The sequence below is a fragment of the Vibrio sp. S/42/10 genome (genome assembly GCF_029890535.1).
Classification (GTDB): Bacteria; Pseudomonadota; Gammaproteobacteria; order Enterobacterales; family Vibrionaceae; genus Vibrio; species Vibrio cyclitrophicus.
Map to the genome: position 1 here is coordinate 1 of NZ_JAKMZC010000030.1, position 15,884 is coordinate 15,884.

The window sequence follows — 15,884 nt, forward strand, 5'->3', positions numbered from 1 at the left end:
ACTCATGAGTTCACGAACAACCGTGCCATATAGAAATAGAATTATTATTAAATAAAAAAACCAAGACAAGGAAATAATCTCAATTTTATAGTTAGAACCAAATAGTGCAATAAATATAGAATATGAAACTGAAATCAACACCAGAATATACATTTTCATTCTTGGAAGTCTTTTCCAAATTAAACACGAAAATTCAGTACGTAATATAAAAAAAACGAAGAAAGATATTGATGTACTCACAGCAGCACCAGCTGCACCATATAATGGAATCATAAAATAATTTCCAATAACATTAACAGCAAGAGCAATTAAAGATGCTATTAATGCAAACATTGACTTTTTAGTTACACCAATACCGATCATTGTAGTTTCGGAAAGGGTATACAGGAGAGGAAATCCCATACATGACAATACAATGTATTTTACATCAATGTAGTCGCTAGGTAGAATATAATCTATAACCCAAGAAAAAACGCCAGTAAGGCAAAAAAACACGAGAATAATAAGTGTTATCATCTCTTGAATTCTTGGTATTTTTTCAAGATTACGCCCCTCAGAACACCATTTATATACTGTCGGAGCCCAAATCGTTGAGAATATTTTTTGCAATACAATTGCAGCTCCAGCAAAACTCACAGATACCGAATAAAGGCCAAGTTCGTCTAGTGTTGAAAATACTTTAATAAAAACTTTATCAACCGATGTTAGCCCCCAAAAAGCAACACTGCTAAACACTAAAGGAAAACCAAACTTGATTAGATTTTTCAGCCTATCGATATCTATTACACTCGGTAGCGATCTTCGAATTGACTTTTGTGTTAGATAGACGAGAGTAGCAAATGTTAGTGTAAATGATATTATATTTGCAATTATAAGCCCTGAGAATTCATATATTTCGTTAAGATAGATATATATTAAAACAACGATTAGAACTCCGAGCTTAGGTAGTAATTGAGATAATGAGTATTGGAAGCCTTTTTCTTTCATCCTTAAGTTCAAAGCTAAGAACCGACTAAAAAAAGATAACACTATACAAAGAATAACACCCAAGCTATACAATGTACTTTCAACATCAAAAATCAAACTAGATATGAGTCTATAGTCGAACACGAATGCAAAAAAAAGCACACTACATAATACAAATGCACCTGGAAGGAAGCATTCTTTTAGTAATGCGTTCCTATCTTCAGTTTCATGGTAGCTCCTGACATAAGATTGATCTAAACCTAATGTAAAAAAAAGCGTTGAGAAGCTAACAATAGTTGATAATAAACTAATCCGACCAACATCACTTGGAGAAAAAAACCAGGTTATAATAGGTAATATCAATAGTGATAAAGCGGCACTACCAACTGGTCCAATGGAAAATCCTAGTATATCTTTAACCTTCATTAAAGTAACTCTTTAGCTCTCTAATCACTAGATCTATATCAGACTCCTTCATGCCAAAATATAGTGGGAGTCTTAATATTCTTTCACTTTCAATAGTTGTATAAATATCATCACCGATGAAATTTCCATATTTTTTTCCAGCTGGAGATGAATGAAGTGGTACATAATGAAATACCGAAGAGATATCTTTGCTCTTCAAGTATTCAATGATGCACTTCCTTTCGGTTGAATCCTTAACTTTAATATAAAACATATGAGCATTATGATTACTAATCGTATTTATTGATGGAAGTTCAACAAGCCCTCTTTCTTTCAAATAAACCAAACCTTTATAATATTTATTCCAAGAATCAATACGATTGTCATTTATTTTATATGCACACTCCAACTGAGCATATAAGTAAGCACATTGTAACTCGCTAGGTAAATAACTACTACCAATACCAACCCAAGTATACTTATCAACAATACCTTCAATAAATTGTGAACGATTGGTGCCCTTTTCTCTCAAAATTTCAGCATTTGCTACAAAAGCCTCATCATTAATTAAAAGAAGCCCTCCCTCTCCCCCACTAGTATAATTTTTTGTCTCATGAAAACTAAAGGCCCCCAAATGACCAATCGAACCTAGAGCTTTTCCTTTATAACTTGACATAACTCCCTGGGCTGCATCTTCAATTACGAAGAGCCCATGTCTTTTTGCCAAATCCATAATTGTATCCATTTCGCAAGCAACACCGGCATAATGGACAGGGACGATCGCTTTTGTTTTATTGGTTATAGCCGCTTCTATTTTAGATTCGTCGATATTCATATTGTCCTTTCTAATATCAACAAAAATAATTTTCGCACCTCTTAGGACGAATGCATTAGCGGTACTCACAAAAGTATAGCTTGGCAAAATAACTTCATCCCCTTCTTCAATGCCAATTAACATCGCTGCCATTTCTAGAGCATGTGTGCAACTCGAAGTCATTAAACATTTGGAAACGTGAAATTCATGCTCAAACCAGTTTTGGCACTTAGCACTATATATGCCGTCTCCACATAAACTTTTAGATTCAATTGCATTTTTTATATATTTAATTTCTGTACCTACGACTGGAGGCGTATTAAAAGGAATCATTATCCACTTGGTCCTATAAAAGAGTTTTCTATTGTATCATCATGGCCAAATTAATTAAAATTTTCATAAGACCATTTATATTAGTAAGTTTTTTCACATTGCATAATTAAATTATCTAATGAAAAATATGATTTAACTATATCTATATTTTTTTCTTTTTCAAAAAAATCGAGAGGTTCCAGAGATACCTTTCCAGAGTCAATGTCAAATACTGTCAATCCAAGGGAGGTAAATAGTTTATATGCTGTAGTACTGCCTTTTAAATAAACTTTCTTTCCTTGACCAATGAAATTTATTGCATTGCCCATAGCTTCCTGACGATCGTGATTTAATATGACTAAGTCGATCTTTGACATATGAGATAAATAATCAGAAAATCCCATAAACTCAGTTAACGGTATAAATTTATTGCCAAATTTTTTTCTGCCATCGACCAAAACCTCTTCAACATTGCTTCTATCACCATAGGATAATGGAGCATAAATATGCGTATTCAACGTGCTTTCGCTTACCAATGAAGATATTATATCGAACGCTTCAATATGATTATTGGTTCGATTAGAAGAGTTACCGACTTGGATGTTACATATATTTGAACTTTCATGGTTATTATTTTTTTTCACATAATTATTATGGTATATATTACTATTATAAAGTAGACATTCATGATACTTTCCTTTCGCTCCGCACCACTCCCTAGCTAACTCTATATCTCCTGGAACATAAGTAACTAAATGTCCAATATTCTTAATTACATGAATCCTAAATTTATTGGTTATTTTATCTTTGAGCTTCGTGTGTTTTCTGTTGACCAAATATAAATCTTTTCCCCATATTACCCAATAGCATTTTTTTAATAAGGGAAAGTTAACCATCAATAAAAGAATCAGGTAGATATCCCCTAATCCGTGAAGAACTATTTTATCGGATCGATACATAAGATTTAGCATAGGAATATATCTTAATAAAATTCCCACCAACTTATTAGATTTTTTTTTTACGTGATAACTATCCTCACCAGCTTGGTATGGGAATTCTTTTATATCACCATATGTATAGAAATATTGCTTATTTTCAGTTTTTAATTTTTCTCTTGTTAATTCAATAAAAGGCGGGATGAATTTTTCAAGGCAAGCCACATGTAATGTTTTCTTACGTCCCATTATTCAAACCACTCTCAAATTTAGTTACAAGATTTAGTAGTTCTTTTTTTCTATTTTTAACTCTCTTTGCAGGGCTTCCAAAATAAATCCCCCAAGAAGAGGTGCTCTTATTTACTAAGGAATTAGCTCCTATTGAACAACCTATTTCGATAACAACACCAGGCATAATAATACTATTAGTTCCTATAATACTATGCTCTCTAATCTCCACTTTGGCACAATATTCGTTTTTATATTTTTTAGGTATTATTGAGTTTGTCATTGTCGAACCAGTATAATCATCTGACTGAGAAAAAACTTTAACACCGTAAGCTAATGTTACATAAGAGGACAATGTAACACCTTCAGTCCCACCAGCAATAAGACAGAAAGGCGTTATGTGGCAAAAGCATCCAATATCTACATTACCCGAGATTATACATAAGTCATCTATACGAGAATAATCACCAATAATTATTTTTTCAGGTTCATAAAATATTGCTAATGAGCTTATTTTCACATCACATCCAACATATTTAAACCCAACATCATCAATTTCTTTTCTTGTTAGATATGCCATTATATCAATCCAATTTATTATTTTATTAGTGAATATATATATTTACCATAAGCATTCTTTTTATATCTATCGCAATAGATATTAAGAAATTCACGATCTATCCATCCATTATTTAGAGCAATTTCTTCCAGGCACGCTATCTTAAAACCTTGTCTCTTTTCTACTGTTTCAACAAATGAAGACGCTTCATGTAAGCTCTCATGTGTTCCAGTATCAAGCCAAGCAAATCCACGTCCGAGCAACTCCACATTTAAGTTGTCATTTTCCAAATACATTTGATTTAATGTGGTAATTTCTAATTCGCCGCGCTTTGATGGTTTTACTTTCTTCGCATATTCAATGACATTATTGTCATAGAAGTACAATCCAGTTACAGCAAAGTCTGATTTAGGTGACTCAGGTTTCTCCTCGATTGATACCACTTTCATATCAGCATCAAACTCTACAACTCCGAACCGCTCTGGATCATGTACACGATAGCCAAATACAGTCGCGCCTTTACTTTTTTTTGCTGCATTTAAAAGCTTAGGACTAAACCCTTGCCCCCAAAATATATTGTCTCCTAAAATCAAACACACTGAATCATCACCAATAAAGCTTTCACCAATGATAAAAGCTTGGGCTAACCCTTCTGGTTGAGGCTGGATAGCATATTCAATACTAATACCAAATTGTTTACCATCACCAAGAAGCCTCGTGAAACTTTCCTTGTCTTCAGGGGTCGTGATAATAAGGACATCTCTTATTCCAGATAACATTAAAACTGACAACGGGTAGTAAATCATCGGTTTATCATATACAGGGAGAAGTTGCTTAGAAACTCCTTGTGTTATTGGATAAAGCCTTGTGCCTGAGCCTCCGGCTAATATAATACCTTTCATTGTTTAATTTCCTTTGATTCTGTTGTTTCTACACCCAAACGCTCACGTTGGTAACTACCGTCTTGTACATTTTGGCACCAGGCTGAATTATCTAAATACCATTGAACCGTTTTACGAAGACCCGTTTCGAATGTCTCTTCTGGCGTCCAGTCTAGCTCACGCTGCATTTTGCTTGAATCTATTGCGTAACGGCGATCGTGACCTGGACGGTCTTGAACGTACGTAATTTGCTCTGCATACTTCGATTCTTTCGGTACTAACGTATCTAGGATGTCACAAATAGTATTAACCACTTCAAGGTTTTTCTTCTCGTTGTGGCCACCTATGTTGTAGGTATCGCCTACTTTCCCTTCCGTCACCACTTTGTAGAGTGCTCGCGCGTGGTCTTCAACAAACAGCCAGTCGCGGATTTGGTCACCTTTACCGTAAATAGGTAAATCCTTGCCTTCAAGCGCATTGAGGATGACCAGTGGGATCAGCTTTTCAGGAAAGTGATATGGGCCATAGTTATTAGAGCAGTTAGTTACTATGGTCGGCAGGCCGTAAGTGCGTAACCATGCACGAACTAAATGATCGCTCGATGCTTTTGACGCCGAGTATGGGCTTGATGGCTCATAAGAGGTTGTCTCTAAAAACATTGGCAACTTTTTATTGGCTGAAGGCTCTGTCCCTACTTCCACGTCATCAGGATGTGGAAGGTCGCCATACACCTCATCAGTAGAGATGTGGTGAAAACGAAACTCTGCTTTTGCACCTTCTTCCAGTGTATTCCAATACTCGCGAGTTGCCTCGAGTAGGGTATAAGTGCCGACAATATTGGTTTCGATGAATGCGGCAGGGCCAGTGATTGAGCGGTCAACATGCGATTCAGCCGCAAGATGCATCACCGCATCCGGTTGGTGATCGGCAAACACGCGATCAAGCTCAGCTCGGTTGCAAATATCGACTTGTTTAAATACGTAACGTTCACTTGAATCCACTTCGATAAGAGATTCTAAATTACCTGCGTAAGTGAGCTTATCAACGTTGACCACGCTGTCAGATGTATTCTTGATGATATGACGAATGACTGCAGAGCCGATAAAGCCAGCACCACCAGTGACGAGGATCTTCATAGTTTTCTCTTGTAGTATACTGTTTAGAACAACTCACGAACGTGAATGAGTATAGAATTTTAAAGGTTTAGAGGTTTAATCTCACGAAAATGTCTCAGTCAATATTAAGCCACTGAAACACTTTTTATTCATTTTGAGACAGCCTATTTTCGACCATTCCTTGTAAACCTAGATTTTTCTTACTTTTTAAAAACGGCCCCAATGGGCCGCCAAAAGTAACCTTTCTGTAGTTTGTAGCGCTTTTTACTTGCTAACTACTGACTTGGCTAACTGCTTACTTGCCACTCTTGCATTTGGGTACGCTACCGCCCTTAGGTTTGGCTCCCACAGGCAATAGTGACAATCTGTTCGCTTTATGCGGTTTTTATACGCTTTTAAATACGCAGCGCATTTTAGCAAAGTAAGTGCATATTAACCAGTTTGAAATTCACCCTGTCTGGTCGAACATCTTACCAAGCATTTACCCAGCGAAAGCATTGTACGTTGTGTAGAAACTGGGTTCCTATGAAGTAGCGGTTTTCTTGTGCTGCATCGCAATAGCGCTTTTCTATATCAATGAAAATGTTGCCGTTTCGGTATAACGAAACAAAGCTTTGGTTGTTGTTTACCGCCAATAGCACTTTAATCTCAGTGCGTGTTAGCCCTTGCGGGTAGTGGTTAACAAGCAAACCTAAGAACTCGCCAATGCGCCCTTCAACCCGCGCTATCTCTTTTTCTAAAATCGTTACCTTCTCTTCCGTTGTCAGTTTTTTTAGGCTGGTCTCGTCCATGTTGCCCTCTCCTAATTGTACTTTTCTCTCTTGACGTTTTTTGTCTGTGTTCGCTTTGGCTGGTCTAAGCCTGTAATTGATTCGACATTCAGGCTCTCATTGCTGGTTGTCTCTACTCGTCGATTTCGATTGAATTAGGGCCTTGATGCGCTCTTCAAATGGGTTGATGGTACTTTTAGCTTTGTAGTCTGCGAGGGCCTGCGTGACCGGTGTTGGTTGTTGTGGTTCTAGCGATTGGCTTTCAGCTTGGTCATTTTGAATTGAGTGCGTGTGGTTTACATCTACTGTCGGTTTATCTGTGTTTGTTGGCCCTGTTGTGTTTGTTAGCCCAGCAGTAGTTATTGAGCCAGCTGCGTTCATTGAACCAAGGGCTTTGATCGGGTTGGCGGGCTTAGCGGTTCTTTTTTGTTTAGACGCTTGGGTTTGTGTTTGGGCTTGCTTAGGGGCTCTTGTTTTCTTAAATGCGGGCGTTAAACCTCGTTTGGTTTGGGCTTGCGCACTTCTTCTCAGCCAGCCATTAACAAAGTGGCCAATGTGCTCAAAGGGTTTGCGCTTGTCGGGGTTGATGTATAACCAAGCTTGCATGGCATGCAGCTCTTGCAGCACATCTAACTTTGGGTAGGTGCGTTTTAATATTTCATAGAACTCATGATAAATCGGTGCATAGCCCTCTTTGGTAAGCAGGTCAATCACGGCTTCGTTCTTGGTTTTTCTTTTGGGTTTAGAGGTGAAGGTGGAGGTGGGGGTGGCCGTCTCAGGTTCTTCAGAACGGTTTGGGGTATTAAGCACATCGGCGCCATCTGAGATGCCGTTTTTCAAGTTCAACTCTGTTTTATGTTCTTTATGAAAGATTATGTGTGCCGGACGATCACTCTCCGTGTTGGATCTTGAGTCACCCAGGTGAGTGTCTGAATGGTCACTTATAGGCAGATTTGGCGTGTGGGTATTGAGATCCGATTTATGTTGATCTGTTTTATGGATGTCTTTTGGCTGTAGAGCTACGTCTTCTTGATCTAGAACTCTGGCTGCTTGGTCTAGATCGGCCTGCTGAATGTGGCTTCCGCTGGGTAGGCGTAGCTGATATAGATTACTGCGCTGGCGCCCTGAATCATCAAACCGCTTTATCCGCTTCACAAACCCTTGCCTTTCGAGTTCGTTAACGTGCCGTTTAACGGTTCTTACCGACACTTCACAATATTGCGCTAAGTAATTTAAGGAAGGAAAGCACACGCCGCGCGCGTCTGCGTTGTCGGCCAATTTTAATAACACCAACTTGCTTATTGGTGAGCCGGTTTTTAATGGGATGAAAGAAAGAATGAGGGAAACACACATGAATAACGCTCCTTGTTAATTGGTCTATCTATTTGCCTGGTTCTCGCTATAAAGGCTCATAGATATGCATAACCATTGATAAAAAAGGCATTAACAACACTTTTTAGCGCTTTGGGGGCGAAGGTACGGCGATATAAAAAGTAACAAAAAGTGTTTTTCCTATGTGTTCTCACTGTTATGCAACAAGAACACTACTTAAGATGATTACCTTCGAAGCACCTCTCACTTTTTTGTGTTCCTCCATTTTCACATTATTGCCACCAACCCCAATCAAGATTCTTGAAGTACATTGCTCTCCCCATACAGCAATAAGGTGCTTAATGAAGGCGATAGTTTCTCTTTTTATTTCAGCGTATCAACCCGGTATGGCGAGCATCGAATGCCGTTATTTTAAAGAGCTGTATTTTGAAGGTGCTCGTTTTGAAGATCTGTATTTCGAAAACCGGCACCTTGAAAAGGCTTATTTCGAAGACTCGCTCTTGGAAAGTCCCAGCTATGAAGATGTTTGCTGGATGATCAACCGAGCGCGGCGTAAATCGCCACTGGGTTATTGCGTGATGTATTTACGCTATGTCAGCAACCACTCTGGTTATGCAAAAACCTTAGAAGCAAGTTTGCGACAACACATCGCATTACACCCTGATTTAAAAGATTCGTTATCCACATTTTTAGTCACCTGGTTACAACAACAAGAGGATTTATTTTGTCAAACACTCCACCAGCAACTGATCGAGTTCCACACCAGCCATTAGAGGCGTCTGTTTTGCCAGAGCGGGCTTGTACGGAAGAGCAAAATTGTTCACGAGGTCAGGAAGGCTCGGAAGAACAGGCTAGCAAGGTCAAGCTCATCCCCTCGTTAGATCCTTGTTTGCCTTCAGCATCCTATTCTTTCAGCCTGGTTTCGGTTTTACTCCGCTTACCTCATTGCCCGCCATACTCTTTTATTACGGTGCATTGCAGCGCCACACCACCGGAGCAAGATGTTAACGTCGCCGAGATTCGCCGATGGCATAAAGAGAAAGGCTGGCGCGATGTGGGATACCACTTTGTGATTCGTCGCAGTGGGGATGTCGAACTTGGCAGGCCGCTGTCGCAAACCGGCGCACACGTGAAAGGACACAACAAGAGCAATATTGGCATTTGTATCGTCGGTGGCTGTAATACCGATCTGCAACCAGAAGATAACTTCACACTTGGGCAGCGTAAGGCGCTGTTTGGTTTGGTGGCCGCCTTGCAAGAGCAGTTCTTGATTTCAGATGAGAACGTGAAGGGGCATAAAGATTGGGGGGTGAATAAGGCGTGCCCAGTGGTGAAGCTAAGAGAGTAAGAGCAGATTCCAGATACCTCGTTCCTCAGTTCTGGAATGACGGAAGGACAAGGAAGAACTAGAAAGGCGGAATATAACCAATCAACAAACCAAGGAGCAGTATGACATTGTTCGGAAGAATATTCGGGAGCCAGTCTTCCATTAACAAAGGGTTAGATGCACTCACCAACACAGGAGATGCGATGTTTTTTACTGATGAGGAAAAAGCGAAGCACAAACTGGCACTGCTTAAAGCGTATGAACCTTTTAAGTTAGTCCAGCGCTACATTGTGTTGTTGTTCACCATTCCTTATGTGGCACTGCATGTGATGGTGATCTTGGGTTGTATGCACGGCTACGATTGGAAGCCTTTGGGGGAAATGACCAATGAAGCGTTTGGTTATCCGGTGTTAGCGGCAATTGGTTTGTATTTAACGGGAGGGGTGGTTAAGAAATAGAAGTGCAGGTGTGAGTGACGAGTAAACGGAATGCGGCAAATATAGAGATAGAGATAGAGATAGAGATAGAGATAAAAGGCAGATTCCAGATACCTCGTTCCTCACTTCTTAAGTAATAAAATAGCGGAATGACGGAGTCGCGAGCGGTGCGAGTAGTGAAGAATTTTGGAGTGGTTGACATTACTTAAAGTCGTCATTCTGAACAGTGAGGCTCGAGCGTGATTCAGAATCTAGCTTTTGGTGATAACGCGTTAGTAGCTGAAGAGAATTTGGGATACGAATGAACGATATGCGAAAAGCTTGAAGAGCGGAAAGAGCAGATTCCAGATACTTCGTTCCTCACTTCTTAAGTAATAAAATGGCGGAATGACGGAGTCGCGAGCGGTGCGAGTTGTGAAGAATTTTGGAGTGGTTGACGTTACTTAAAGTCGTCATTCTGAACAGTGAGGCACGAGCGTGATTCAGAATCTAGCTTTTGGTGATAACGCGTTAGGAGCTGAAGAGAATTCGGGATACGAATGAACGATATGCGAAAAGCTTGAAGAGCGGAAAGAGCAGATTCCAGATACTTCGTTCATCACTTCTTAAGTAATAAAATGGCGGAATGACGGAGTCGCGAGCGGTGCGAGTTGTGAAGAATTTTGGAGTGGTTGACGTTACTTAAAGTCGTCATTCTGAACAGTGAGGCACGAGCGTGATTCAGAATCTAGCTTTTGGTGATAACGCGTTAGGAGCTGAAGAGAATTCGGGATACGAATGAACGATATGCGAAAAGCTTGAAGAGCGGAATAACGGAATAACGGGATGTGTCACCACATCCCGTATCTGCTTTCTTTACTTCTTATCGCTCGAATAGGCGTAGTTGTAGTAACCGTAGCCGTATGAGCTTGATGCTTTCTTCTCGATGGCGTTGAAAATAACGCCTTTCACTTCGATACCCGATTGTTCAAAGCGGTGACGAGCCACATCGATCTCTTTAATGGTGTTTTGACCGTAACGCGCAACCATTAATGTGGTACCCGCAAAGGCGCCAACAATACTTGGGTCGGTTACCGCAAGTACGGGTGGGGTATCAACAATCACCAAGTCATATTCTTTCGATGCCCATTCCATCAGTTCTGCAAAGCGTGGGTGCATAAGCAGCTCAGAGGGGTTAGGTGGCACTTGGCCACGAGTAATAATGTCTAGGTTTTCTACCGGTGTGGTTTTAATAGATTGAGCAAACTCTTGCTTACCGCTCAGCACATCAGAAAGACCATTATCCCAGTTCACCCCAAAGCTTTGTTGTAGGTAACCTTTACGCATATCGGCATCAATCAACAATACCTTTTGGCCTGTTTTAGCAGCGACTGCGGCAAAGTTGGTCGAGATGAATGATTTACCAATACCTGGCGCAGGGCCTGAAATCATCAGAATATTGTTTTTCGCTTCTAGCATTGCGAAGTGCAAGCTGGTACGAAGGCCACGTAGTGCTTCAACCGACAGATCAGCAGGGTTAGATTCAGCAAGCAGCGCTTGAGTCCCTTTAGTTTGCTTCTTCTTCGATTTAAAGCGGTTAGTGAGCTCTATCTGCAAATCAGATTTTGGTACCGCTGCGTATACAGAAAGGCCAATTTGTTCAATTTGATCCGGGTTTTCAACACCTCGATGGAACGCCGCTTTTACTAACACAAACGCGACACTGAGCATGCCACCCAGTAGCGTTGCTAACACAACAATCAATGGCTTCTTCGGTTTAACGGCGCGAGCATACGCTTGAGCGTCATCTAAAATACGAACGTTACCCACTGTGCCGGCTTTAATAATGCTCAGCTCTTGAACTTTGTTTAAAAGCTGGATGTAGATCTGTTGGTTTACTTCAACATCACGTGTCATACGCAGTACTTCACGTTGTGTTTTTGGTAGTTTTTGTACTTGCTTGTTTAGGCGCTCTTTCTCACCCAATAGCGTTTTACGCTTATCAAGCAATGCTTTGTATGCAGGGTGATCTTTAGTGAATCGTTGGCTAATTTCGCTCTCTTTGAACGTCAGCTCATTCAATTGCGCTTCAAGCTCGACCATTACCTTCAAGGTGGATTGTGCTTCTAAGCCCAAGTCGATCGATTCGTTTTCTTGGCGGTAGTTGTTCAGTGTGTCTTCGTAGCCCGTTAATTCCGATTTAATGCCAGGAAGATGGCTTTCTAAGAAAGATAAGCTCTTCTCTGCTTCCGCTGAATTACGCTTCACGTTCTGTAAGAAGTAGATCTGGCTGATATGGTTGAGTATCTCAGAGATCTGCTGCTTGTTTTCACCTTCAAAGCTTAGCTTCAAAATGCCGGTTTGCTTACCTTGCTCAGACAGAGACAAAGAAGATTTCAGCCGTTCAATCGCTTCTAATCGGCTGCGTTTACCAATGGTAAATTCAAAGCCATTGCTCGACTCAAAGCCAGCAACAAACAAGCTGTAACCATCTGCTGTCGCGAGTTCACCCACTTTACCCTTCAAGATAACGCGTTCATCGTCACGAACTAGCTGGTAAGTGCCTTTTTCAGCATCAACGATCTGAATCGTATGTCCGTAACCGCTTGCATAGCTTGGCAATGCAAAACGGCTCACGACAATGTGGTTAATATCACCGGTTAGGCGAGCAAACCCTTTACCCACAATTGGGGCATAACTCGGTGCGGTGACGGTGGTTAAATTGAACTTATCAACCGTTTCGCCCAAGATCATACGAGATTTAATGATCTCGACCTCTGTCGTGGCAGAAGATTCTTGAGAGAACAAATCACCCATATCACCAACCATCGATGAAATGCCGCCAGAGGCTTTCTGTTCAATTTGAATCAACGCGTCCGCTTTGTAAATCGGAGTCGAAAGTAGCGCAAACGCGATACCGCACACAGCAAAAGCAAATGTGGTGACCATGATTAACCATTTAGCGTCCAACAGGATACCAAGCAGTTTCCCTAAATCTATCTCATCAGAGTTATCTGTGTGTGATTGCGGAGATGGTTGTGTTGTCATCAGATTGCTACTTCCTAAACTAATATTTTGAAGATAAGTGACGTACGGCTTACGTCCCCTTACCTCTTATGTGATTCTATTGGTGGCGATTCAAGCTTAACTGCTTAACTGCTTAACTGCTTAAGGCTATCTAGATTAAATGACAGCATCCGTTACAGTTTTTTCGACCAAGCTTGTGCCGCTTCGTCAATCAATTTATAAGCATGTTCAAATGCTTCACGGCTTTGACGATACGGATCGGGAATGTCTTTCTGACCAATCCACTGGCCAAACAGCATGGTTTTACCACGCGCTTCCGGTGATATTTGAGTGAGCGCTTCTAAATGACCCTTTTCCATCACCAATATTAAATCATACTGCGCACAAAGCTGCGGTGTGACTTGTTGAGATTGGTGATTATCAACATCGACACCATTTTCAGAGGCGATCAAAATCGCCGTTTCATCGGCTGGCTTACCGATTAAACGACTTTTTTCGGCAGCAATACCCGCAGAGGCCACCTGTTTGTTGGGAAGCAATTTTTGAAGAACACGTTCTCCAGTTGGTGAGCGACAAATATTACCAACGCACACCACCAAAATTTTATTAAACATAATTCACTTATAACGTTAGTTTTTCGTAAACCGAGCGTATTTATAAATCTGACGCGCTTAGCTTATAAATATAAAAAATCAGGTTACACGCGACATGCAACCTGATTATCAATCAGGGCTTATTACCAATTACGAACGCGCAACATACCTTCGGTTAGCTCGTTGAAGCCAGAAATGGTCGGTACAAGCTGGCCAATAACACGGTTCCAGCGGCTGATTGGCGCGGCGGTAACATACACAATGTCGTAAGGTTTCAGATCGAACTCGGTGCCAATCACCAATGCAGATGCATCTTCCATATTCAGTTGGTAGATATCGGCCATGCGTTCAGATTTATCATCCGAAGTGCGAATCACGAACACGCCCGTTGCATCTGCCGTTAACTGGTTAATACCGCCTACGTTGCTGAGTGCTTCTGTTAGGCTCATGCCGACACGGTCGATCTTCAACAATTGTGGGTCATTCACTTCACCCATCACGAAGACTTTTTGATTATCGTTACGCGGTACGTGAACAATATCCCCCGCTTGCAGTAAGCGGTTTTGCGTTAAATCACCGCGTTGCATCAAACCATAAAGCGAGATGTTTTCTTCCACGCCATTACGCGTTAATGAAACATTACGCCAATCGGCATCTTCAGACAAACCACCAGAGCGGTTCACGGCATCCAGTAATGTTAAAGGGATATTGGTAATCGCTTGCTGGCCAGGTTTTGAAACCTCGCCGGTAATGTAGGTTTTCTTAGATCGAAAAGCTGCAACGTTAACATCAACCTGAGGGCTTTCGATGTATTTCGCTAAGCGGTTTGCAATATCAGCACGCACTTCACGTACGGTTTTACCGGCGACTTCAACAGTACCAATGTACGGGTAGAAGATGGTGCCATCAGCATGAACCCAGTTACCTGCTTCTGCACTACTACGGTAAGAACCAGCAGGAATGGTCAATTCAGGGTGATCCCAAATAGTGATGTTTAGAATATCACCGACACCCACTTGGTATTCATACTTGGCGATATCAACATCGAGTTCTGGGTTTGCTTGTGAAACCGATAAAGAATCATTTCGGTAGTTTGATACCGATTGAGCCGTCAATGGGTAAAGATTAACCACGTCAGAAATATCAGACTCTTGTTGTTCCTCTGAAGGCTGAATCACATTCTTATTGCCAGTCGTAAGGTGTGTTCCTGGAGTCGTACAGCCTGCAAGCAGTGCAGGAAGGAGCGCTATAAGGAGACGATTTTTATTAATCTTCATGTTAACCAAGTTCATAGAAACGGAATGTGTCGTGATACCCCGAAGGATACCCAAAGGAAGTTAAGCGAGTCATTTTATCAGCTACGCAATATTTAATTGAGCCAAGGAGTGAAAGAGCTGTGATCTTGCTCCCATTTACGATTGGGAAGTGGGACGCTACCGCCCTTTGATATTCCGCGACATCACACTGCGTAGTTAATGTGCCTCTATCTATTTGGAATTGAGATAGAAGTTTTTTTGTCGTAAACCGTGTCAAAGACCGTACTTCCACACGGTTATTTTATTGCGTAAGCATTATCCACAATCTGTGCTTATTATCAACCTAGTTGAATGCTTTCAAGGTGAAAGCATTCAAGATGAAAGAGCTTAAGGGCAGATGCGAGAGCCTAGGAGCGGATGCAAATAGTTGAAAGCCTATGAATCCGTAATTCTTAGACTTCGTCATTCCAAACAAACACAGATTCTGAATCACGCTCGTACCTCGCTGTTCAGAATGACGACTCAAACGAAGCCAACACCCTTATTTCGTCATTCCGCCACTCTGTAACTAAAAAAGTGAGGAACGAGTTATTTGGAATCTAAAACCTGCTGAACAACTAAACACAACCGGATTCTGAATCACGCTCGTGCCTCGCTGTCCAGAATGACGACTCAAACGAAGCCAACACCCTTATTTCTTCACTCCGCTATTTCGTCATTCCGCCACTCTGTAACTAAAAAAGTGAGGGACGAGTTATTTGGAATCTAAAACCTGCTGAACAACTAAACACAACCGGATTCTGAATCACGCTCGTGCCTCGCTGTTCAGAATGACGACTCAAACGAAGCCAACACCCTTATTTCGTCATTCCGCTGTTTCGTCATTCCGCCACTCTGTAACTAAAAAAGTGAGGAACGAGTTATTTGGAATCTAAAGCCAACTGAGCA

15 protein-coding genes are annotated in these 15,884 nt (G+C 41.0%); 3 read left to right on the forward strand and 12 right to left on the reverse strand.

Going from position 1 to position 15,884, the window contains the following annotated elements; genetic code table 11:
- The 8 genes from L8S15_RS21015 to L8S15_RS21050 all read right to left on the reverse strand — a co-directional run.
- The coding region (locus L8S15_RS21015) for an oligosaccharide flippase family protein (protein ID WP_280575007.1) at window positions 1-1,392 on the reverse strand (1,392 nt) is incomplete at its 3' end.
- Complete coding sequence (gene rffA / locus L8S15_RS21020; protein WP_280575009.1) at window positions 1,382-2,518, reverse strand: dTDP-4-amino-4,6-dideoxygalactose transaminase; 1,137 nt, start codon at window positions 2,516-2,518, stop codon at window positions 1,382-1,384. The genes L8S15_RS21015 and rffA, both read right to left, overlap by 11 nt.
- 80 nt (window positions 2,519-2,598) lie before the next feature.
- The gene (locus tag L8S15_RS21025) at window positions 2,599-3,681 is read right to left on the reverse strand and encodes a TDP-N-acetylfucosamine:lipid II N-acetylfucosaminyltransferase (RefSeq protein ID WP_280575011.1); all 1,083 of its coding nucleotides are present in this window, start codon (window positions 3,679-3,681) and stop codon (window positions 2,599-2,601) included.
- Window positions 3,671-4,240, reverse strand: a complete 570-nt coding sequence (locus L8S15_RS21030) for an acyltransferase (protein ID WP_280575013.1) — start codon at window positions 4,238-4,240, stop codon at window positions 3,671-3,673. The genes L8S15_RS21025 and L8S15_RS21030 overlap by 11 nt, the downstream gene beginning before the upstream one ends.
- A 17-nt stretch (window positions 4,241-4,257) precedes the next feature.
- Window positions 4,258-5,121 carry a glucose-1-phosphate thymidylyltransferase RfbA gene (gene rfbA, locus L8S15_RS21035; RefSeq protein ID WP_280575015.1) on the reverse strand — a complete coding sequence of 288 codons (864 nt, stop codon included), beginning with the start codon at window positions 5,119-5,121 and terminating at the stop codon, window positions 4,258-4,260.
- On the reverse strand, window positions 5,118-6,236 hold the full coding sequence (gene rfbB / locus L8S15_RS21040) for a dTDP-glucose 4,6-dehydratase (RefSeq protein WP_280575016.1): 1,119 nt from the start codon (window positions 6,234-6,236) through the stop codon (window positions 5,118-5,120). The genes rfbA and rfbB overlap by 4 nt, the downstream gene beginning before the upstream one ends.
- Window positions 6,237-6,685: 449 nt before the next feature.
- Window positions 6,686-7,006 carry a hypothetical protein gene (locus L8S15_RS21045; protein ID WP_016796069.1) on the reverse strand — a complete coding sequence of 107 codons (321 nt, stop codon included), beginning with the start codon at window positions 7,004-7,006 and terminating at the stop codon, window positions 6,686-6,688.
- A gap of 96 nt (window positions 7,007-7,102) precedes the next feature.
- Window positions 7,103-8,338 (reverse strand): helix-turn-helix domain-containing protein, encoded by a 1,236-nt coding sequence (locus tag L8S15_RS21050; protein WP_280575017.1) that lies wholly within the window; start codon window positions 8,336-8,338, stop codon window positions 7,103-7,105.
- Window positions 8,339-8,658: 320 nt separating this feature from the next.
- Here L8S15_RS21050 and L8S15_RS21055 point away from each other — a divergent pair, with 320 nt between their 5' ends.
- The 3 genes from L8S15_RS21055 (at window position 8,659) to L8S15_RS21065 (ending at window position 10,102) form a co-directional block, all read left to right on the forward strand.
- Window positions 8,659-9,090 carry a hypothetical protein gene (locus L8S15_RS21055; protein WP_280575018.1) on the forward strand — a complete coding sequence of 144 codons (432 nt, stop codon included), beginning with the start codon at window positions 8,659-8,661 and terminating at the stop codon, window positions 9,088-9,090.
- 11 nt (window positions 9,091-9,101) lie between these two features.
- Window positions 9,102-9,665 (forward strand): N-acetylmuramoyl-L-alanine amidase, encoded by a 564-nt coding sequence (locus tag L8S15_RS21060; protein ID WP_280575046.1) that lies wholly within the window; start codon window positions 9,102-9,104, stop codon window positions 9,663-9,665.
- A gap of 101 nt (window positions 9,666-9,766) precedes the next feature.
- Window positions 9,767-10,102, forward strand: a complete 336-nt coding sequence (locus tag L8S15_RS21065) for a hypothetical protein (protein ID WP_016784030.1) — start codon at window positions 9,767-9,769, stop codon at window positions 10,100-10,102.
- Here L8S15_RS21065 and L8S15_RS21070 read toward each other — a convergent pair.
- The 4 genes from L8S15_RS21070 to L8S15_RS21085 all read right to left on the reverse strand — a co-directional run bounded on the left by L8S15_RS21070 (window position 10,092) and on the right by L8S15_RS21085 (window position 14,957).
- Window positions 10,092-10,283 carry a hypothetical protein gene (locus L8S15_RS21070; protein WP_280575020.1) on the reverse strand — a complete coding sequence of 64 codons (192 nt, stop codon included), beginning with the start codon at window positions 10,281-10,283 and terminating at the stop codon, window positions 10,092-10,094. The two genes, L8S15_RS21065 and L8S15_RS21070, sit on opposite strands and share 11 nt — an antisense overlap.
- A gap of 653 nt (window positions 10,284-10,936) precedes the next feature.
- Window positions 10,937-13,108 carry a polysaccharide biosynthesis tyrosine autokinase gene (locus L8S15_RS21075; protein ID WP_280575022.1) on the reverse strand — a complete coding sequence of 724 codons (2,172 nt, stop codon included), beginning with the start codon at window positions 13,106-13,108 and terminating at the stop codon, window positions 10,937-10,939.
- Window positions 13,109-13,260: 152 nt separating this feature from the next.
- Window positions 13,261-13,701 carry a low molecular weight protein-tyrosine-phosphatase gene (locus L8S15_RS21080; protein WP_280575024.1) on the reverse strand — a complete coding sequence of 147 codons (441 nt, stop codon included), beginning with the start codon at window positions 13,699-13,701 and terminating at the stop codon, window positions 13,261-13,263.
- A gap of 122 nt (window positions 13,702-13,823) precedes the next feature.
- On the reverse strand, window positions 13,824-14,957 hold the full coding sequence (locus tag L8S15_RS21085; protein WP_280575026.1) for a polysaccharide export protein: 1,134 nt from the start codon (window positions 14,955-14,957) through the stop codon (window positions 13,824-13,826).
- Window positions 14,958-15,884: the final 927 nt, after the last annotated feature.